Raw genomic sequence first — 20,420 nt, 5'->3', positions numbered from 1 at the left:
AGTCTGAGACCGCCCAAGGGCAGGACCTGGGCCCGCACGGGGCAGACTCCGGTGCTGCCGGTGTCCTACCGCGGCTCGGGCCGGACCTCGATCGCCGCGCTGATCTGCGTCCGGCCCGGGATGCGGACCCGGCTGATCTTCCGAACGGACCCACGCTGAGCTTCACCGCCGACGAATGGCGAACGTTCGTCAACGCCCTGAAATCCGGACAGGCCGGATGAGATCCGGAGTCCACCTGGACGTGGGGATCGACTCGATGAGGGTGGCGAGGCCGGGTTCGTCGAGGAGGTTGACCGGGCGGACCGTCTCGTTGAGACGGACGTAGTGGAAGGCGGCACTCACCCGGGACAGGGGAACGGCCGCCAGCCGCGACCAGGCCAGGCGGTAGGCGGCGAGCTGGACGGAGGCCGCGGCCTCCGCCTTGCCGGTGGGACGCCGGCCGGTCTTCCAGTCGACGACCTCGTAGCGGCCGTCCGGGGTCTGGAACACCGCGTCCATCCGGCCCCTGACCAGACGGTCGGCGATCATCATCTCGAACGGGACCTCGACGTCCAGCGGCTCCCGCTCCGCCCACTCGCTCTCCTCGAACCGGGCGAGCAGCTCGTCGAGCCGGGCATCGGTCTGCTCGACGGCGTCGGACGCGCCGGGCAGGTCGAGTTCGTCGATCAGCCGCTGCTGGCCCCACCGGGACTCCAGCCAGCTGTGGAACGAGGTGCCCCGGCGGGCCAGCGGGGCGGGCTTCTTGGGTACGGGGCGGCGGATCTGGCGGGCCAGGGCCTTGGGGTCGGCTGCCAGGGTGACGAGGGAGGACACGGTCAGGTGGGTGGGCAGCCGCACCTGGCCGCCACCGCGCCGCCGGTTCAGCTCCCGTTCCCTGAGCAGCAACTCGGTGTCGCGCTCCCACGCCTTCGCCCGCTCCCTGTCCCACCCCCGCAGCTCCGCGAGCGCCCCGGCCCGCTCGCTCTCCGGCTCCGGCTCCGGCCCCGCTTCCGGCTCACCGCCGGACCCGTGCTCGGAGCCGGCCGGACCCGCCTGCCGGGCGGGGATGAACGATCCCTCGTCCTCCGAGGCCATGGGAAGAGGGTCGTCCTCGTCCCCCGGGAAGGGGGCGTCCCTGTCCTCGGGGAAAGGGATCTCCTCGTCCCCGGAGAAAGGGATGTCCTCGTCCCCGGAGAAAGGGATGTCCTCGTCTCCGGGGAAGGGGATGTCCCCATGCTCCGGGATGAAGGTGGATGAGCCCTTCGGGGAGGAGACGGGAGAGCTCTCGGGGAGGGAGACGGGTGGGGGGGAGGCGGCCGGAGGAGGCGAGACCGTGATTGTGGCGAGGGTCGCCAGGGCGGATTCGACCATGGTGGCGCCGTCGAGGACGGCCTCGTATCGCAGGCCCCCGGGGGTGACGGGCCAGACGGACTCGGCCGGTTCCGCCAGCAGGGGGTTGACGGCGCCGTCCTCGGCGTCGGCGGCCCAGACGGCCACCCGGCCGCAGGTCTCGCTGATCTCCAGCAGGAAGTCGGAGGGGTCCAGGGGCTTGGACGCGCTGCCCCAGCGGTAGCCGGAGGCGATCAGCAGGTAGTGGGCGCGGGTGACCGCGACGTAGGCCAGGCGGCGCTCCTCCATCAGGTCGCGCTCGCGGCAGCGTTCGTCGAACTCGGCCAGCTCATCCTTGGACAGCCCGCCCAGCCGGGGCAGGTCGGAGGCGTCGCCGCGGAGCGGGTAGGGCAGTTTGCGTGGGTTCTCCGTCCATTTCGGGCTGGCGACCGGGCGTGCCGGGAACATGGTGCCGACGGTCAGAGCCCCGGACCTGGACACCGCCTGCGACATGCCGGGCACCACGACGACCGGCCACTCCAGGCCCTTGGCCGCGTGGACGGTCATCAGCTTGACGCTGTTGCTCTCCCCCACCCGTCCGGCGTCCAGACCGTTCTCCTCGGAGTCGGCCGCCTTCAGGAACGCCAGGAACGCGCCCAGCGTCGGGTCCTCGGAGTCACCAGCGAACCGGGTAGCGGCGTCCAGGAAGGCGTCCAGGTCGGCGCGCGCGGCGAACACGCCGACCGCCGCTCCCCTGGCCGCCACCTCGATGTCCAGCCCGAGCCTGCGCTCGATCTCGATGATCAGGTCGGGGAGCGGCTGGCCGCTGCGGGCCCGCAGGGAGCGCAGTTCCTGGGCCATGGCGACCAGCCGTACCCGGGCCAGGGGTGAGAACAGGTCCTGCCACTCGGGGCGGTCGGGCAGCTCGTCGAGAGCGTCGACCAGGCTGCCGCGTTCCTCGGCCATGTCCACCACGACCTGGTCGAGAGGGTCGGCGACCCCGGCCGGGGCGCCCCGGGCCTCGCGGTTCAGCTCCCGGGCCCGCTCGCCCAGCTCCTTCAGGTCGGCCGGGCCGATCCGCCACCGGGGGCCGGACAGCAGCCGGACCAGGGCGTCCCCGGCCGTCGGATCGTAGATCACCCGCAACGTGGCGACGATGTCGGAGACCTCGGGCACGGTCAGCAGGCCGCCCAGGCCGACGACCTCGACCGGTATGTCCCGTGCCTCCAGCGCCCGGCGCAGCGCGGGGAACTGCGACCGTTTCCGGGCCAGGACGGCCACGTCGTGGGGCTGGAGGCACTGCGGGCCGCCCCACACGCTCTGCTTGGCCTTCCTGCGCTCGCCGTCGCCCCAGGGCATGCCGTCGGGCGCGCTCTCGGTCCCCAGCAGCCTGCCGATCCCGTCGGCGATCCACGCCGCCTCGTCGTCGGCGGTCTCGTGGAAGGCGCACACCACCCGGCCGCGCTCGACGCGGTTGCCGCCCGGCACCAGCACCGGCACCTCCCTGGCCTCCATCCGCAGCGGGATCTGCACCCGGGCCGCGACGTCCAGTACCGCGTCGCCGTTGCGGAAGCTGACCGACAGGCGGCGGACCGGGGCGAGCTCCCCCGAGACGGTTCTGAAGTCGCGGGGGAAGCGGGTGAGGTTGCCCGACGAGGCGCCGCGCCAGCCGTAGATGGACTGGCAGGGATCGCCCACCGCGGTCACCGGGTGACCGCCGCCGAACAGGGAGCGGAGCAGGACGAGCTGGGCGTGGCTGGTGTCCTGGTACTCGTCGAGCAGGACGACGGCGAACCGGCCCCGTTCGATCTCGCCGACCTGGGGGTGCCTGGCGGCGATCCGGGCGGCCAGCGCCATCTGGTCGCCGTGGTCGACGACCTCGCGGCTCCGCTTGAGCCGTCCATACGCCTCGACCAGGGGCAGCAGCTGCTCCCTGGCCCGCTGCGCGGCCAGGGGTCTGTGCTGGGCGAGGGTGGGCGAGCCGGGGAGCTCGCCGTACCGCTCGGTGAGCCAGGTGCCGATCTCCCGCACGTCCCCCGGGGCGCGCAGGTGCTCCGACAGCTCTCCGGCCAGTTCGAGCACGGCCCGGGTGACGGTGGCCGGCCCCCACTCGATCTGCTCCATCGGCCCGTCGTAGCCGCTGACCACCCGCGTGGCGAGCTGCCAGGAGACCGCCTGGGTGACCAGGCGCATGGTGGGTTCCAGGGCCTCCCGCAGGGCGTGGTCGGTGACCAGCCGGGCCGCGTAGGAGTGGTAGGTGGAGATGGCCGGCTCGCCCTCCAGCAGGTCGGCGGGGACCTGCTCGGCCGCGACCAGGCCGTTGAGGCGCTCGCGGACCCGGATGGCGAGCTCCCCGGCGGCCTTCCTGGTGAAGGTCAGGCCGAGCACCTGCTCGGGGCGGACCAGGCCGTTGGCGACCAGCCAGACGACCCGCCCGGCCATGGTCTCGCTCTTGCCCGATCCGGCTCCGGCGACCACGACCATGGGTTCGAGCCCGGCCTCGATCACCTCGGCCTGTTCGGGGGTGGGGGGGAGGATGCCCAGTTTGGCGGCGAGCTGGATCGGGTTCAGCACGGTGCCCCGCCCCGGCCGGTGGTACGGCTCAGCACACCTGATCTCCGTTCTTGCTGACCGGGCAGCTCGCCCGCACGGCACAGGTACGGCATCCGTCGTTGACCTTGGCCTGGAAGAACGGCCCGGACATGCCGAGCGCCACGGTGTCCACCATGTCACGGGCCCAGCCGGGGTCGGGGTCCTCCGACAGGGGACGCTGGGTCTGCTCCCTGGCGTTCTTCTTGCCCGCCGCGTCGCCCACCTGGACCAGGGCCGCGCCGCCGGGCTCGGTCATGCCGTGCCGCTGGAAGGCGCCCAGCAGCGCGGCGAGCTGGTAGACCCCGAGCTGGGGGTGGCGGTCGAGCTCGGTCTCCTTCGGGCCGTTCTTCCCGGTCTTGATGTCGATGATCACGGCTCGCCCCTCGCCGTCGCGTTCGACCCGGTCCACCCGTCCCTTGATCTGCACGCCCTCGGAGACGGTGGCGGTGAACGCCTCCTCCAGACCGATCAGCTCCCTGGGGTTCTCCTGGTGCCAGCGGACGAACTTGGAGATCATCTCCTCGGCGACCTTGCGCTGTTTGCGGTTGTACCAGGCGCCGCCGAAGTCGAGCTCGTGCCAGACGTCGTCCAGGCGTTTGCCGAGGGTCTCCTCGGTGGGCATGCCGGTCGCGGCCAGTACGGCCAGCGCGTGGATGACCGTACCCAGGCCCCGGGCCGCGTCGGTGCCGCCCGCGCCCACGGAGGTCTCCAGCAACCAGCGCAGGCCGCACTTGGTGAAGCTCTCCACCGCGGACGGGGAGACACGCACGGTGTCGTCGGGCCAGCTCAGCGCGCGGTCGTCGGAGATCGGCGTGAGGGCGTACCAGTCATTGGGGTGGGCGCCGGACACCCCGGCCGCGGCGAGCCTGGCCAGATGATCGGCCGCGGCCCTGCGGAGCGGGTCCGGCCGGGTCGGGTCGCAGACGGCCGAACGCAGGTCCGCCACCAGGGCCGGCATGCTCAGCCAGCGGGAGCGCTCGTCGACGCCCGCCTCCCCCGTCTCGCCGGGCACCAGCTCGGTGAGGAAGCGCGACGGCCGCTCCTCGGTGTCCTCGCCGCCCACGGCGGTGACGACGAGCACGCTTCTGGCCCTGGTCACCGCCACGTAGAACAGGCGGCGCTCCTCGGCCAGCAGCTGGGAGGCCAGCGCCGCGGAGACCGCGGCCGGGTTCTCGTGCTGGGAGCCCGCCGCCCTGGCGACCATGTCGTCGGTGCTCAGGATGGATCCGCGCAGCCGCAGGTCCGGCCACGCCCCCTCCTGAACCCCGGCGACGACCACGACGTCCCACTCCAGGCCCTTGGCGCGGTGCGCGGTCATGACGCGCACCGAGTCGCCGTCGGGGGCGCGCTCGGCGAGGGAGTCTCCGGGGATCTCCTGGGCGACCAGGTCCTCCACGAACACGTCGACGCCCGCGTGCGGCAGCCGGTCCACGAACCTGGCCGCGTGGTCGAACAGCGACACCACCGCGTCGAGGTCGCGGTCGGCCATGGTGCCCCTGAACCCGCCCGCGACGCTCGTCTCCGTCCACCTCTCGGCCAGCCCGGTGGCGTTCCAGACGCCCCAGAGCACATCCTCCGCGGTGCCGCCCCGCCGTACGACGTCGGCCGCGCCGGAGATGAGCCGGGCGAGCCGTTCGGCGGGGAGCGCCACGTGCGGCTCCACCCGGATCAGCTCGCGGGCGTCCTTCAGCGCCGCGACCAGCAGCTCACCCGACGGGCGCGGCCCGGAGAGCTCGCGCTCGGCGGCACGGTCCACCGGGTCGCGCTCATCGGGGCCGGTCGTCACGTCACGCTCGGCGGGATCGGACACGGCCTCGCGTCCGCCGGGATCGCCCACGATCTCGTGCCCGGCGTGGGCGGTCACGGCCTCGTGCTCGGCGATGCGCAGGGCCCTGCGCAGGCGGCGCACGCCGATCATGTCGGTGCCGCAGAGCGCCCCGGTCAGCAGTTCCTCGGCCATCGCCTCGTCCAGGGTCTCCGGATGGAGCGCGACCTGGATCAGCCTGATCAGCGGCCGTACCCCCGGCTCCTGGAAGAGCGGCAGCTCTCCGGCGCCGACCACGACCGGCACCCCCGCCGTCATCAGGGCGCGGCGCAGCAGCGGCATCTGACGGGAGGCCGACCGCACCAGAACCGCCATTCGCGACCAGGGGACGCCGCCGAGCAGGTGTGCCCGGCGCAGCGTGTCGGCGACGAGCGCCGCCTCCTGGACGGCCCCGTCGGCCACCAGGACCCGGACCTGGCCGGGGTCGGCGTCCGGGAGCGCCCTCAGCTCCCGGTGCGCGGCGCCTCCGGGGGGCGCGGGAAGCCGGGCGGTGACGCGCCGGGACGCCTTCAGGAGCTCGGCGCCGCCGCGGCGGCAGACGCGCAGGGCCACGACGGGGGCCTTCTCGCCGTCGGCCCGCCGGAACCTGTCGGGAAACTCCATGATCCCGCGCACCTCGGCGCCGCGGAAGCCGTAGATCGACTGATCGGGGTCGCCGACCACGACGAGGTCGCGCCCGTCGCCGGCCAGCGAGGAGAGCAGGAGCTCCTGCGCGGGGTCGGTGTCCTGGTACTCGTCGACGAGGACGGCGTCGTAGGCGGATCGTTCGCGCTGCCGCACCTCGGGGTCGGCGAGCAGTGCGGCGGCGGCGCGGATCAGCTCCGAGTAGTCGAGCACCGGCTCCAGGTCCAGGTCGAACCTGGCCTGGTAGCGGTCGGCGAACCGCCCGGCGGCCACCCAGTCGGCACGGCCGTGGCGGCGGCCCAGCCCGGCCAGGTCCTCGCCGTCGAGGCCGCGCTCGGCGGCGCGGGCCAGGAAGTCGCGGAGCTCCTGGGCGAAGCCGCGGGTCTTGAGGGCCTCGCGCATGTCCTCCGGCCACCGCGGCGCCCCGTCCTCCAGCTCGCCGTGGAGCAGGCGGCGGATCTCCAGAAGCTGCTCGGGGGCGGTCAGCACGCGGGGCGGCGACTTGCCGGCGAGGACGGCCTCGCGGCGCAGCAGCGCGTAGGCGTAGCTGTGGAAGGTGAGCGCGAGGGGGGTGCGGGTGGTACGGCGCATCCGGCCGGTGACGCGCTCGCGCAGCTCCTCGGCCGCCTTGCGGCTGAAGGTGAGGACGAGCACCCGCTCGGGGTCCAGCCCCCGGCGCTCGACCCGGTCCACCACGGTCTCCACGATCGTGGTGGTCTTGCCGGTGCCCGGCCCGGCCAGGACGAGCAGCGGGCCGCTCTCATGGGCCACCACCGCCCGTTGATGCTCGTCAAGCGCGGGGGCAACAGCCCTCCCCGCACCCTCGTGACGCACCAACCGCCAACCCTGACCACTCACAACTCGTCATTCCACCAGATCCCGGGCGATGATCGTGCCGAGTCGGCCCGCGCGGCACGGCGGAAGACCGGTCCGACCGGCCGGACGACCGGTGTTCCGGCGTGGTTTCGGGCGCCTGCGGCGCAGGTGGTTCGGGGGGTGGGCCCACGGAGGTTCAGGGAATGGGCGCACCGGGGGGTTCAGGGAATGGGCGCACGGGGTCCCGGACAGGCGTACGGAGGTCCGGAAGGCGGGCGCACACGGTCCGGAGGAGGGGCGGGGTGGGTCTCAGGAGACGAAGACGTGGTCGACCAGTCTGGCCGCCGCCTTGCCGTCGTCGCGGGGCGCGTAGACGTGCCGGAACCGTGCGTACCGTTCGGCGTGGGCCGCGGCCACCTCGTCGATCGTCCGGAGCGCCTCGATGACCTCGGCGCCCGTGGTCAGGAGCGGGCCGGGGGCCTCGGCGGCCAGATCGAGGTAGAGGCCGCGCTTGGCCGAGTAACGATCCAGGTCGTGGGTGAGGAAGAGGATGGGGCGGCCGGTCGCGACGAAGTCGAACATGACGGAGGAGTAGTCGGTGATCAGCACGTCGGCGACCAGCAACAGATCCGTTACATCCGGATAAGTCGTGACATCGTGGCCGAGGCCCTCGGGGACGACGGGGGCCGCCTGCATCGAGTGCGCCCTGACCAGAAACTCATGACCGGAGCCGAGCACCCGCCGCGCCGCGGCCAGGTCCAGCCGGAGCGAGGCGTTCTTGCGGTCGTAGTCGCGGAAGGTCGGCGCGTAGAGGACCAGCCTGACACCGTCGGCGACTCCGAGTCTTCGGCGCACCCGCGCGGCCAGCTCCTCCCTGCCGGGGGCCGACAGCGTGTCGTTACGCGGGTAGCCGCACTCCAGGACCGCGCCCTGGTAGCCGAACGCCTTACGCAGGACGGGGGTCGCCCACGGGCTCTGCGAGATCAGCAGGTCCCAGCCTCGCACCTCGGCGGCCTGCCGGTGCCAGGCCGCCGGCCGGGGGTCGCGGGACATGTGCGGCAGGTCGTTGCCCAGGCGCTTGAGCGGGCTGCCGTGCCAGGTCTGCACGACCGTCTGGTCCTCGCGGGACCGGAACCACGGCGGCAGGAAACCGTTGGTGACCACGTGTCGCGAGCGGGCGAGCGCCGCGTAGTGCTCACGGCTGCCCGCCCGGACCACGGTGGGCCGGATGTCCGAACCGGTCCCCAGCTCCGCCGACCCCGGCGGCGCGAACGCGCCGTCCTTGACCACCCAGACGTGCTCGCGGTCGTCGCCGCGGCGCATCCGCTCCTCGTAGACGGCCCGGACGTTGCCCTCGTACTGCCTGCCGTCGTAGGCGACGTACACGGTCGCGTCGTTGAGCTCGCGGGTCCGCTCGGCCGGGTAGAACGAGCGCTGCAGGGTGTACAGGCCCCCGGCGCCCTTCTCGTCGTCGGGGCGGTCCTCGGCGACGGTGAGCACCGGGACGTCGAACCGGGTGGAGACCAGGCGGTACTCCCGGCCGTCGCGGATCCTCGGGTCCTCGTCCAGCGAGCCGAGAACGGCGTGGTCCATCCGGAACGGCACGACCTCCCCCGCCGGGTCGCGGGCCGCCATGCTCCAGGTGCCGCCGCTCAGCGGCACGGTCTCCCCGAATCGGGGCATGGCCGAGGGCGTGAACCGTACCGAGAAACGGCCGGCGTTCCGCTCCAGGGCCACGGTGTGGACCAGGCCGCCGCGCTGCCGGAGCACCAGCTCGGCCGGCTCCGAGCCCGGATAGGAGCCTTCGAGGGTGAGCGTGCCGTCGTCGCCCCAGGTCACCGCCGAGACAACCGGGCGGATCGGGTGCGCGGAGACGATCACGCGGTCGCGCCGGTCACCCAGCACGGTGATCTCCCTGTCACCGACGACCCAGCGGCTCTCCTCGGCCCGGCCGAGCATGACGGGCGCCGCCGGATCGCCCTTGGGCTCGACCCAGAGCCTGCCGCCGTCGCGTTCCTGCAGCAGCGCGGGTACGGCGAGCGGCACGACGACCCGGGTACCCCCCTCGACCGGGGTGAAGTCGGCGGACATCCGGTGACCGTCCAGCCGCGCGTGGCCCCTGCCTTCCCCCTTGCCCGGCAGGAAGACCTCCACCTCCATCCGGTCGCCGTCGAGCCGGACCCCGGTCAGCTCGGCCTTGGTGGGCTGCAACGCGATCTGCAGGGCACGGTCGGACGTCCAGACCGGGCGCATCCACCAGCCCCGGCCCAGATCCCGCCCCGCGGGGCGCTCGGTGCGCCCGATGGAGGGGCCGCGGAGCAGGCCGGCGGCGCGCGCGCCCCGGCTCCATATCTCGATCTCGACCCGCCAGGTGGTGGTGTCGCGGACGGTGGCCCGGCGGCGGAGCAGCCGCCTGGCACCGCGCACGACCGCCCGGACGCCGGCGCGCCAGCGGAGCGGCCACGGGTGCAGCTCGGCGACGAAGCCGGACCAGTCGTAGTTACAGCCGGGCTCCTGGGCGCCGTGGGTGGCCTCGGGGTGGAGGACGCGGCGGGTGCGCGGCCGTATCGGGGGCAGCCAGCGGGGGCCGCGCAGCACCACGCCGGCCCGGTTGAACCGGCGGCCGCGGACCGAGAGCCCGGCCAGATAGGCGTGGCCGGTGATCCGCAGCCGCCCGCCGGACCAGGAGATCTCCTCCACCTGCGTCATCGGGATCAGGTCGGCGGCGCGGAGCCGGAACATGGCCTCCGGCAGCTCGTCTCGGAGCGGCAGGTCGGCGTACCAGCGCAGGCGCCTGCGGGTCCGCTTGAACGGCTCCGCGGCGGCGGCGGTGATCCCGCTCAGCGCGTCACCGTCGGCGAGGTCGTCCACCTGCCGCCGCTCGACCAGGTGGAAGGCGATCCTGCGGGCGACCGGCAGGTCCCGCTTGACCCGCGCGTCCACCCCGGCGAGGTAGGGCTTGAAGAGGGTGACGAACTCCCGGCGGCGGGCGGGCCCGCGCTTGACCGCCAGGTCCAGCCGGGAGCCGAGCGGACCGGCCAGCACGCGGGCGTCGAAACGGCGCCGCTCCGCGGGGGTCAGCCCCCCGGCCAGCACCGCCGTGACGATCGATTGAAGTGGCTCTCCCCGGTCGCAGAGGTCCTGAACAGCCCGGATACGGTCGTTGACGGGATCACCGCCGGCTCGCGCGGGTGTGGCGCCGGTGGCCATGGGGAAGGCACCGCCTTTCGGACAGAGCGCTGTCCTAGGCAATGGTAGTGCGCATGCCGAAGGCGGTTACGCACTACTTTCAGATAACCCATCCCATCTGGCCGTGCGCATGTCGGCGCGGGTACCCCTCAGGGGCGTGCCCTCCGCCTTCCAGCCGGCGAGGGCGCGCGCCTCGTGACCTCCGGGAGGGGTTCCGTCCGCGTGCACGACCCGCCACCAGGGCACCGCGCCGCCCCAGGTGGACATCACCCGGCCGACCTGGCGCGGGCCTCCCTCTCCGAGGTACTCGGCGATGTCGCCGTAGGACATCACCATGCCGGACGGGATGCGTTCGACGAGGTCGAGAACCCGGTCGGCGTAGGCGCCCGGCCGGCCTAGTGGCTCCATACGGTGGGCCCGGCCGCGAGAATCTCGTCGAGTCTGCCGAACTCGTAGGCCGCCGAGCCGTTCACCTGCTCGACGAGGCCGTCGCGGATCGCGTAGGACTCACCGTCCTCACCCACCAGGCGCGCGCCCAGCAGGGCGGAGACCCGCGCGAGCTGGGCCACCTGCCAGTCGGATCCGGGCGCGCCGGACAGCTTGCCGTTCCAGGCCGCGATGACCAGAACCCGGTCACCGTGGCGGGCCAGGACCTCGCCCGTCTCCTGCGAACCGCGGAACTCGAACCCCGCCCGCCCCAGCACGGTCGCGAGCTCCGCGAAGGCGAGAGGCGCCGGGCGCTCCACGCGCAACTCGTACCCCATGGTGCGCGACCCTAGCGAACGTTCGGCGGTCGCCAGGCCGTGAAGACCGACATCGAGCCGAACGCATCCGAACAGTGTCCAAAACGCGTTCGAATCGAATTCAATCCGGCCCGTATCGGTGGTGGCCGGCCGTCCCCGCGGCCGTATCCGCAGCGGGCGGGACGGCCTGCTCCGAGCGGCGGGTGAGCACCACCACGGCCCCGGCGAACACGAGCAGGCCGAGGGTCAGGCCGGTGCCGTACAGCCAGAGCCGGAAGGGGTCGGGACCGGGGCGGGCCGGCTCCGGGGGCAGGGGGCCCCGGCCGAAGTGGCCGCCGTCGGCCGGCGGGACCCGCGCCGCGCCGCGCGTCAGCTCCCCCGCCTTGGCGAGCGCCGCACCGGCGTCGACCACCCCGAACCCGATGTGGTCGTCGTATCCGGCGATGGGGGCCGAGGTGGCGGTGGAGGCGAGCGCCTGCGCGACCATGTGCGGCGGAATGTCCGGATATTTCGCTTTTATCAGCGCGACTACTCCGGCCACCAGCGCCGCCGCCGAGCTGGTCCCGTCCGACGAGCCGTACTCCCCGCCCGGAGCCACCACCGGCACGCCCATACCCGGCGCCGAGACCAGGACCGACAGGTTGTCGCTGCTGAACGTGGCCGGCGCGCCCGCCGAGTCGACCGCGCCCACCCCGATGACCCCCGAGTAGCCCGCGGGGAAGTTCCAGAAGGAGGTGGCGTGCTCACGGGCGTACTCCGAGTCGCCGTCGTTGCCGACGGCCGCCACCAGCACCACCCCCCGGGAGAGCGCGTAGGAGACCGCCTCGCGCTCGGCCCTGTGCGGCCGGTAGGCGCCCAGCGACATGCTGATGACCTTGGCGCCGTGCGCGGCGGCGTAGCGGATCGCACGGGCCAGCGGGCTGTCGCCGCGGGCGCGCAGATCCTCCTCCGGCGGGATGAAGTCGCCCTCCGGCACCTCGGCCGGGACCAGCGGCAGCGACAGGATCCGGGCCTCGGGCGCGGTCCCGAGCAGGCCGCCGCTCCCCTTGCCCGCCCCGGCGATGAGCGAGGCCATGGCGGTGCCGTGCCGGCCGGGCTCGGGCCTGCTCCGGCCGAGCTCCACCGAGCTCATGTCGGGGCCGAGGACGATCCGGCCGCGCAACTCGGCGACGTGGTCGTCCACCCCGCCGTCCACCAGGGCCACGGTCACCCCCGACCCCCTGGTGACCCGCCACGCCTGCTCGACGTTCAGCTTCTCCAGCACCCAGCGCTGATCCTGGCGGACGTCGGCGGCGCCCACCGGCCCGGCGGCCGCCAGGCAGAGCGCGGTCAGGGCGCCCGCCGTCCAGAACCGCCGCCGCCTCAGCACACGTTTCCCCGGGTGCACCGGGGCACGGCGCCGGGTTCGTCGCCCAGGGCGTGGGCGATGCGCCCGGTGATCGCCTGCGCGGCCGGCCACAGCTCGCTGTGCAGGATCTCCTCGGGCGGGACCGACTCGCGGGTACGGCCGTCGGCGTAACCGGCCGTGGAGAAGACGACGTAGGGACCGACCGCGACCCAGGCGTTGCGCTGCCGCTGGGCGGCGCCGAACAGGGCGGACGCCGTGCCGGGGAACGCCACGGGGCGCACCCCTACCCGGTCGTCCACCGGCAGCTGCGCGGTCACCGTGGTCCGCAGCTCCTCGTCGCCGAGCACGGCGACGCCCACGGTGAAGACGAAGGTGGACGTCTGGTCGACGTAGGTGGCGCGGAGCAGCGTGTGGCAGCCGTGCTCGGTGAGCAGCGAACCCACCGGGCCGTCCAGGCCGGATCCGCAGGAGGTCTCCGGGGCGAGCCCGACCCGGCGGGCGTACTGCTGGGCCCGGCCGAGGCCGACGTACTGCAGTTCGACGGGGAAGAGCAGGTCGGCGGACCAGGTGTGCCAGCGCCTGGCGATGTCGTCCCGGATGTAGCGGGCCTGCTCGGCGGCGGTCAGCGGCCGGGGCCTGGTCTCGCGGAACAACCCGGCCGCGCCGATCAGCACGTTGCTCGCGGCGACCGCCAGGATGGTGCCCATCAGGATCAGGAAGATCGTCCGAAACCGGATCCCCTGCTCCAGCGTCACCTGCCCGGCGCGCTCCACCGCCGACCGGTCGCGGCCCGCGGCGGGCCAGGCGCGGACCCGGGTCCGTCCGCCGGAGGCCCCGGACGGGACGGTCCGCCGGGGGCGCGGCGTGGGCCGTTCCGGCTCCTGGGACCGCCCGGACTTCGACATGGTTCGATGCTACGTCGCGAGGTCGCGCCCCCCTGTCGCCGGAGTGTGTTTACGCGTCGCCCTCCGCTCCGGTGGAACGCGCCCGGCCGACGGATACGGCGAGCATCACCAGGGATCCGAAGGCGCCGAGCAGGGCGACCGCGGCCAGCCCGCCGTACAGGGTGATCCTGTGCCGGTCGCGGTGGATCACCTGAACCGGTCCGGCCGGGCGGCCCATCGGGCGGGTGGGGTCGTGGCTGTCCCTCCCCCGGGCGACGAGGGTGTGCCGGGAGATCCTGGCCGCCTCGGCGAGCGACCGGGGGGCGTTGACGACGCCGAACCCCATGCTCGTGTCGTAGCCTCCCCTGGGCCGCCTGGTCGCCCCCGCGGCGAGCGCCTGCACGACCAGCGCGGGCGACATTTTCGGATATTTCGCTTTAATAAGAGCGGCGACACCGGAGACCAGCGCGGTCGCCTGGGAGGTCCCGCGCCCGACCCAGTACTCGTCGCCGGGGCCGGCGCCGAGGATGTCCACCCCGGGAGCGGCCACCAGGACCGAGGGGTTCCAGTTGGAGAACGAGGCCCTGCGCAGCCGCCGGTCCGCCGCGGCGACCGAGACCACTCCGGGGAAGGCCGCCGGGTAGGAGTAGGGGGCGTAGCCGGTGGAGTCGAGCTTGCCCGCGCCCCCGTTCCCGGCGGCCGCGACGAGCACGACCCCCTTGGAGATCGCGTAGCGGATCGCCGACCGCTCCTCCCGGGTCGCCAGCTCCTTGGAGATCGACATGTTGATCACGTCGGCGCCGTGGTCGACGGCGTATCTGATGCCCCTGGCCACCACGTTCTCGAACCGCTCGGCGGTGTTGAACTCCCGGAACCCCGGCTCCTCGTCCTCCAGGATCACCCGCACCGACAGCACCTTCGCCCTCGGCGCGACACCGATCACCCCGCTGGCTCCGCCGGGACCGTGCCCGTGCCCCGCGATGAGCGAGGCCATGTAGGTGCCGTGCAGCCTCAGCGGCGCCACCCCCCGCGGGTTGGCCCCCGCGGTGAAGTCCCGGCCCTCGACGACCGAGCCCGCCAGGTCGCGGTGGTCGGGGTCCACCCCCGAGTCCAGCACCGCCACCGTCACGTCCCGGCCCTCGGAGATCCGCCAGGCGTCGGGGAGGTCCAGGGTCCGCAGCACCTGCCGCTGGCTGCCGCGCACATCGTCGGCGTGCGCGGCCGGGGGCGCGGGAACGAGCCACAGCGTGGCCAGGGCCGCCGCGCCGGCCGCGCCCGCCCGCCCCCTCAGCACAGCCACTCCGGCGTACCGCAGTCGGGCCGCGCGGGCGTCGACAGACCGGCGAGGACCCGGTCGGCGATGTCACCGGCGAAGGCGAACACGGTCGGGCGCTGCTCCCCCACCGCCTTGGCCGGACGTCCGTCGACCTGGCCGACCGTGGCCATCACCAGGTACGGCCCCGCCTGCCGCACCAAACCGCTCTGCCGTCCCGCCGAGGTGAACCGGTCGGTGACCGTGCCCCGGAAGGCCAGTGCCAGCAGGCCGGGGGTGGGGCGGCCCTTTCTGGAGAGCGCCACCTTGGCCGCCGCGGCGCCCTCCTCCCCGGCGAACGCGGCGACGCCGACGGTGACCACGACGCCCTGGAGCGCGTCGAGGTAGGTGGCGCGGAGCACGCCCCGGCAGCCCGCCTTCCGCAGCGTCCCGCGCAGGGCCGCGTCCACGGCCCTGTCACAGCGCGTCTCCGGCGAGATGCCCACGCGGCGGGCCTTCTCCCGGCCACCCTGCTCGGCCGCGTAGGCGACGGTCTCGGGGAAGACGCGACCGGCGGGCCAGGAGAGCCAGCGTCCGGCGATCTCGACGGCGGCGGCCCGCTCCAGTTCCATCGGGTTCGGGCCGCGCGTGAGCTCCGCTCCGGCTGTGCTGGACGCCACCCCGGCCGTGGCGGCGCAGATCAGCGTCATTGCCGACGCCGCGACCAGCGCCGGCCAGACAAGCCGCCGCTGACCTGGGACTTCATTCACATCCTCGACCTTAATGCGGCCAGGGGGATCGCATCCGGCCGATCCCCAAATAACGGACGCCCCGCGGAGCGTCGAGGCTCGGCGGGGCGTCTGCCGGGTAAAGCCGTACGAGGAGACCGGTCAGTAGGCGGGCAGGCTCGGATCAACCGTCTTGATCCAGCTCAGCACGCCACCGCCCACGTGAACCGCGTCGGAGAAACCGGCGTTCTTGACGATCGCCAGCACCTCGGCGGACCGGGCGCCCGACTTGCAGTGCAGGATGATGCGCCTGTCCTGCGGGAGCCCCTCCAGCGCCGAGCCGTTGAGGAACTCGCCCTTGGGGATGAGCACGGCGCCGGGAATGGAGACGATCTCGTACTCGTTCGGCTCGCGGACGTCGATCAGGTAGACGTCCTCGCCGGAGTCCTGGAGGGACTTGAGCTCGGCCGCGCTGATCGTGGAGCCGGAGGCGGCCTCCTGGGCCTCCTGCGAGACCGCGCCGCAGAACGCCTCGTAGTCGTCCAGCAGCCGGGTGACCGTCGGGTTCTTGCCGCAGAGCACGCACTCGGGGTCCTTGCGGACCTTGACCGAGCGGTACGTCATCTCCAGGGCGTCGTAGATCATCAGACGGCCGACCAGCGGCTCGCCGATGCCGGCGAGAAGCTTGATCGCCTCGTTGACCTGGATGGAGCCGATCGACGCGCACAGCACGCCGAGCACGCCGCCCTCGGCGCAGGACGGGACCATGCCGGGAGGCGGGGGCTCGGGGTAGAGGCAGCGGTAGCAGGGGCCGTGCTCGGCCCAGAACACGCTGGCCTGGCCGTCGAAGCGGTAGATCGAGCCCCAGACGTACGGCTTGCCGAGCAGCACGGCCGCGTCGTTCACCATGTAGCGGGTGGCGAAGTTGTCGGTGCCGTCCACGATCAGGTCGTAACCGGAGAAGATCTCCATCACGTTGTCGGTGGTGAGCGCCACGTTGTGGACGACCATGTCGACCAGCGGGTTGATCTCCCTGACGCTGTCCGCGGCGCTCTCGGCCTTCAGCCGGCCGATGTCGGACTGGCCGTGGATGACCTGGCGCTGCAGGTTGGACTCGTCGACGACGTCGAAGTCGATGACGCCGAGCGTGCCCACGCCCGCGGCGGCGAGGTACAGCAAGGTGGGAGAGCCGAGGCCGCCGGCGCCCACGCAGAGCACCTTGGCGTTCTTCAGGCGCTTCTGCCCGGCCATGCCCACGTCGGGGATGATCAGGTGGCGCGAGTAGCGGCGCACCTCGTCGACGGTCAGCTCGGCTGCCGGCTCTACCAGCGGTGGCAACGACACAGTTCTGCTCCCGTTTCAGGGGGTCTTGACAGTACGGCCAACACAGCACGCACCACTCACAACCTAGTGTGGTGTCCCGGTCATTCCCCAATCGAGGTGAGAGGGGTCTCGCGGATCAGGCGGCGGGCCTCGCGGGCGACCCTTTCCGGCAGCTCCATCTGCGCCACGTGCCCGGCGTCGGGGAGCAGCACCAGCCTCACGTGCGGGAACGTCCGCCCGGCCCTGGCCGCCATCCGCGGGTTGACCAGCCGGTCGTGGCGGCCGTGGATCACCAGGGTGGGCGCGGCCACCAGGGCCGCCTGCCGCCACAGGTTCTCCGTGCCGCGCCTGAAGTACTCGGCCACGATGCCCCGCGCCGAGTTGATCAACGCGATTCCCGCGTAGGGCAGGCCGTCCCTGCGGCGCAGCTCCTCGATCGCCTCCCTGAGCCGTTCCGGGTGGAGCCGTCCCAGGTCGGCGTAGCACATGCCGAGCGTGAGGTTGAGCCGCCGCTCGACGGGGACGGCCCGCAGCCGGCCCGCGGCCCACTCGCCCAGCCCCGGCACGGTGGACAGGGCCACCCGTGCCGGGCCGTACCTGGGGAACAGGTCGGGCAGCGCCGGGGAGATGAGGGTGAGCGAGCGGACCAGGTCGGGCCTGGTCGCGGCGAGCCGCACCGCGACCGCCCCGCCCAGGGAGTTGCCGAACAGGTGCACGGGGCTGTCCGAGACCCGTTCGATCAGCGCGGTGACGGTCCGGGCGTGGGCGCCGACGGAGTAGTCGCCGCCGGGCGGTTCCGGGGAGTAGCCGGCGCCCGGCAGGTCCAGGGCGTGGCCGGTGACCACGTCGGACAGCTCGCCCATCAGGTCGGTCCAGTTGGTCGCCGAGCCGGCCAGGCCGTGCACGTAGACGGCGGTCTCGGCGGGCCCGCGCGGGGTCGACCTGAGGTGAACACGCTGCTCCCCAAGGTCGACCAGCTTTCCGGGCCAGTGCGGAATCGGCTCGACAACCACGCTTCCTCCCTCGCTCACCTGCTGTTTCGACGATAGCCCCCCACCCCGGAGCGAGGGAACAAAAGCGACATTAAAGACTTATCGCATCAAAACAATTAATAAGAGTCCAACGCCGTCAATAAAGAGATAAGGAGATAGTAAAAGCCGCCGATCCCTGTTTACTGCCCGACATGCGAGGAAATCAAGACTGCGAAGGATGACCCATTAACGGCCATCCGGGGCATTTTCCAACCACTTCGGAAAATGTCGAGAGCGGGGCAACCGATCCTTTCAAGGAGGAAACGCAATGCCCAAGTTCAAGAGTGTCCTGGCGGGGCTCGCAATCAGCACGGCGCTGTCGGGCGGAGTCGTCGCCCTGGGCGCAGTGACCACGGCAACCAGCGCCAGCGCCGGCGCTGTCACCACCACCGTCGCGTCCTTCCAGAGCAACTGGGGCTGGGCCAGCTGTGGCTGCAACCGGGGCTGGGGCCGCTGCTGTGGCCACCGCTGGGGCCGCTGCTGCCACCACCGGCGCTGCAGCCACCGTAGGCTCATCGTCGTCAACACCAACAACGTCGGCGCAGGCGGCGGCGGTGGCGGCGGCGGCGGCGCTTCCAGGGCCAGGAACTTCAACGACAACGACAACGAGAGGGAGCGGGAGCGGGAGCAGCCGCGCTAGACGCTCCGGCGGTCTCCCGAAACCGCTGACCGTCGAACCGGGGCGGGCTCCGAGGTGAGCCCGGCGCACGGTCGCACCACCTGACCACGCGCAACCGGATTCGCGGTCGCGACAAGCTCCCGGCCCATGGCGGAGGGGCACGGCGCCCGCGTTCGCCGGAATCATGGTCCTCCCCGGAGGACGATGATCAAACGGCGGACGCGGGCGATTGGGAGCCAATCTCCAAACTTCGCTTTCCGGTCCGGCGCGGAATGGAATTATCCGCGCAATTCCGGGTGAGGGCTCCGGGGATTTTCATAATCCCCGGAGCCCTTGTCATGCGGGAATCGCCTTTCCTCCCCGGGATTTCACGCCGGACGGCGCGCCTTTCCCCTTTCGACGGCCCCGTCCTCCGCCGGACCCCCGGTGGCCTTGCCCGCCGCCGAACCGCCGCCTCTCTCGGGCGCGGCGGCTCCGGAGACCCCTCTCCCGGGCGGAGCCGCGCCCCCCGCCGCCCTTGGCCGCCTCGACGCCGGCCTGGAGCGCGGCGCGGAACCGGCGGAGCCTGATGTGGCCCGCGTCCTCCCGCAGGGCAGGCAGGCGCATGGGGGATCCGATGCCCTGTCTTTCTCGGCGGGCGGCGCCCGAGGCCGTACGCTGGGCGATGTCCGATATCCGCGGACGGGCGCGCCCGATGTTCACCGGCGGGCGGCGCGGGCGGCGGAACACGACGAGGAGGGCGAATGGCGGAGACGGGTGCTCGTAACGAGAACATCGACGAGGAGGAGCCCGAGAACCTCCCCCCGGAAATCCCCGGGGAGATCGACATCGAGGCGCCCGAGGCCGACGCGGCCGAGCAGTATCGTCTGCTGCGCGAGGAGGGCTCCGAATGGCCCGACCACATCCCGCCGGACGCCGACCCCGCGGACGCGACCGAGCAGAACCGTGCCGTCGATCTTGACGAGGACGATTATCGCTGACTCGAATTACCCACGCGTAGGATGATGCGAGACAGCATGAACACCCGCGAGGAGAGTGCCGTGACCACTACCCCGGACGCCAAGCCCCGGGGCACCCGGCTGCCCCGGCCGGCCCGGCGCCGCCAGCTGTTAAGCGCGGCGCAGGAGGTGTTCGTGGAGAACGGCTACCACGCGGCCGCGATGGACGAGATCGCCGAGCGCGCCGGGGTCAGCAAGCCGGTCCTCTACCAGCACTTCCCCGGTAAGCAGGAGCTCTACCTGGCCCTGCTCGACCTGCACATGGACGACATGATCGCCCGCTGCCGCGACGCCCTCGCCTCCACCACGGACAACAAGCAGCGTGTGCAGGCCGTGATCGGCGCCTTCTTCGACTTCGTCTCCGGCCAGGGCGAGGCGTTCCGCCTGGTCTTCGAGTCCGACCTGCGCAACGTCGCCCTGGTCCGTCAGCGCATCGAGCGCAATCTCCGCGAGAGCGCCGAGATGATCAGTCAGGTCATCCAGGAGGACACCGGCTGCTCCAGCGACGAGGCCCGGCTGCTCGGCGTCGGCCTGGTCGGCATGGCCGAGGTCAGCGCCCGATACTGGATCAGCGGCAACGGCTCCATCCCCAAGGACGCCGCCACCCAGCTCATAGCCCGCCTGTCCTGGCGCGGCATCTCCGGCTTTCCCCGGACCACCGATCACTGATCGGGTGTTCGCTTGACGCGATCAAACGGCGCGTCGCGTCCCCGGCGGGGCGACCATGGGACGAGCAACCCCCGTCGAAAGGGAACGGCATGGAAATCAAGATCGGCGTGCGTTCGGTCCACCGCGAGCTCGTGGTGGAGACAGACCTCTCGGCGGAGCAGGTGGAGGACGAACTCGGCAAGGCCCTCGCCGCCGACCGGGGGATCTTCTCCATCACCGACGGCAAGGGCCGCCGGATCCTTGTCCCGATCACCTCGCTCGGTTTCATCGAGATCGGCGAGGAGGAGGCGCGTCCCGTCGGTTTCGGCGGAACTCTCTAGGATCCCCGGGGGCCGCCGGGACACATCCGCCGTCCGCCGAACCCGCAGCCACACGGGCGCCGGGTCCGGCGGACGTGTTGCCCTCCGCCGGCGATGGCCGGGCAGTCCGCACTCCCCCTGCGCAGCACGGGGCGCGAAGCCCACGGATTCG

Annotated in this window: 15 protein-coding genes; 4 read left to right on the top strand and 11 right to left on the bottom strand. The window is 72.7% G+C overall.

What is annotated here, in order from left to right; translation table 11 throughout:
- Window positions 1-189: 189 nt before the first annotated feature.
- The 11 genes from ABZ194_RS20115 to ABZ194_RS20065 all read right to left on the bottom strand — a co-directional run bounded on the left by ABZ194_RS20115 (window position 190) and on the right by ABZ194_RS20065 (window position 17,645).
- Window positions 190-3,882, bottom strand: a complete 3,693-nt coding sequence (locus ABZ194_RS20115; protein WP_355598315.1) for an ATP-dependent DNA helicase — start codon at window positions 3,880-3,882, stop codon at window positions 190-192.
- Between the two features lie 28 nt (window positions 3,883-3,910).
- The gene (locus ABZ194_RS20110; RefSeq protein ID WP_355598313.1) at window positions 3,911-7,183 is read right to left on the bottom strand and encodes an ATP-dependent DNA helicase; all 3,273 of its coding nucleotides are present in this window, start codon (window positions 7,181-7,183) and stop codon (window positions 3,911-3,913) included.
- A 291-nt stretch (window positions 7,184-7,474) separates the two neighbouring features.
- On the bottom strand, window positions 7,475-10,375 hold the full coding sequence (locus ABZ194_RS20105; protein ID WP_355598311.1) for a CDP-glycerol glycerophosphotransferase family protein: 2,901 nt from the start codon (window positions 10,373-10,375) through the stop codon (window positions 7,475-7,477).
- Between the two features lie 66 nt (window positions 10,376-10,441).
- Window positions 10,442-10,762 carry an MGMT family protein gene (locus ABZ194_RS20100; RefSeq protein WP_355598309.1) on the bottom strand — a complete coding sequence of 107 codons (321 nt, stop codon included), beginning with the start codon at window positions 10,760-10,762 and terminating at the stop codon, window positions 10,442-10,444.
- Window positions 10,750-11,118, bottom strand: a complete 369-nt coding sequence (locus tag ABZ194_RS20095; protein WP_355598307.1) for a hypothetical protein — start codon at window positions 11,116-11,118, stop codon at window positions 10,750-10,752. Before ABZ194_RS20095 ends, ABZ194_RS20100 begins: the two co-directional genes overlap by 13 nt.
- A gap of 100 nt (window positions 11,119-11,218) precedes the next feature.
- A complete protein-coding gene (locus ABZ194_RS20090) occupies window positions 11,219-12,466 on the bottom strand; it encodes a S8 family serine peptidase (protein ID WP_355598305.1) in 1,248 nt (415 codons plus the stop codon).
- Window positions 12,460-13,350: a hypothetical protein gene (locus tag ABZ194_RS20085; RefSeq protein WP_355598303.1), complete on the bottom strand. Its 891-nt coding sequence runs from the start codon at window positions 13,348-13,350 to the stop codon at window positions 12,460-12,462. The genes ABZ194_RS20090 and ABZ194_RS20085 overlap by 7 nt, the downstream gene beginning before the upstream one ends.
- A 49-nt stretch (window positions 13,351-13,399) precedes the next feature.
- On the bottom strand, window positions 13,400-14,623 hold the full coding sequence (locus tag ABZ194_RS20080) for a S8 family serine peptidase (RefSeq protein WP_355598301.1): 1,224 nt from the start codon (window positions 14,621-14,623) through the stop codon (window positions 13,400-13,402).
- Window positions 14,617-15,351: a hypothetical protein gene (locus ABZ194_RS20075; RefSeq protein ID WP_355598299.1), complete on the bottom strand. Its 735-nt coding sequence runs from the start codon at window positions 15,349-15,351 to the stop codon at window positions 14,617-14,619. Before ABZ194_RS20075 ends, ABZ194_RS20080 begins: the two co-directional genes overlap by 7 nt.
- Before the next feature lie 120 nt (window positions 15,352-15,471).
- Window positions 15,472-16,653: an adenylyltransferase/sulfurtransferase MoeZ gene (gene moeZ / locus ABZ194_RS20070; protein ID WP_355598297.1), complete on the bottom strand. Its 1,182-nt coding sequence runs from the start codon at window positions 16,651-16,653 to the stop codon at window positions 15,472-15,474.
- 80 nt (window positions 16,654-16,733) lie between these two features.
- Complete coding sequence (locus ABZ194_RS20065; protein WP_355598295.1) at window positions 16,734-17,645, bottom strand: alpha/beta hydrolase; 912 nt, start codon at window positions 17,643-17,645, stop codon at window positions 16,734-16,736.
- Window positions 17,646-18,009: 364 nt separating this feature from the next.
- Between ABZ194_RS20065 and ABZ194_RS20060 the strand changes: the two genes are divergently transcribed.
- The 4 genes from ABZ194_RS20060 to ABZ194_RS20045 all read left to right on the top strand — a co-directional run bounded on the left by ABZ194_RS20060 (window position 18,010) and on the right by ABZ194_RS20045 (window position 20,269).
- On the top strand, window positions 18,010-18,303 hold the full coding sequence (locus ABZ194_RS20060; protein ID WP_355598293.1) for a hypothetical protein: 294 nt from the start codon (window positions 18,010-18,012) through the stop codon (window positions 18,301-18,303).
- Window positions 18,304-19,025: 722 nt separating this feature from the next.
- Window positions 19,026-19,262: a hypothetical protein gene (locus ABZ194_RS20055; RefSeq protein ID WP_355598291.1), complete on the top strand. Its 237-nt coding sequence runs from the start codon at window positions 19,026-19,028 to the stop codon at window positions 19,260-19,262.
- Between the two features lie 60 nt (window positions 19,263-19,322).
- Window positions 19,323-19,949: a TetR/AcrR family transcriptional regulator gene (locus tag ABZ194_RS20050; protein ID WP_355598289.1), complete on the top strand. Its 627-nt coding sequence runs from the start codon at window positions 19,323-19,325 to the stop codon at window positions 19,947-19,949.
- A gap of 89 nt (window positions 19,950-20,038) precedes the next feature.
- Window positions 20,039-20,269 carry a DUF3107 domain-containing protein gene (locus ABZ194_RS20045; RefSeq protein WP_355598287.1) on the top strand — a complete coding sequence of 77 codons (231 nt, stop codon included), beginning with the start codon at window positions 20,039-20,041 and terminating at the stop codon, window positions 20,267-20,269.
- Window positions 20,270-20,420 lie beyond the last annotated feature (151 nt).

Source organism: Streptosporangium sp. NPDC006007 (genome assembly GCF_040614315.1).
Taxonomy (GTDB): Bacteria; Actinomycetota; Actinomycetes; order Streptosporangiales; family Streptosporangiaceae; genus Streptosporangium.
The sequence above is the reverse complement of the archived record's forward strand: the minus strand, read 5'-3'. Positions and strand labels throughout refer to the sequence as shown.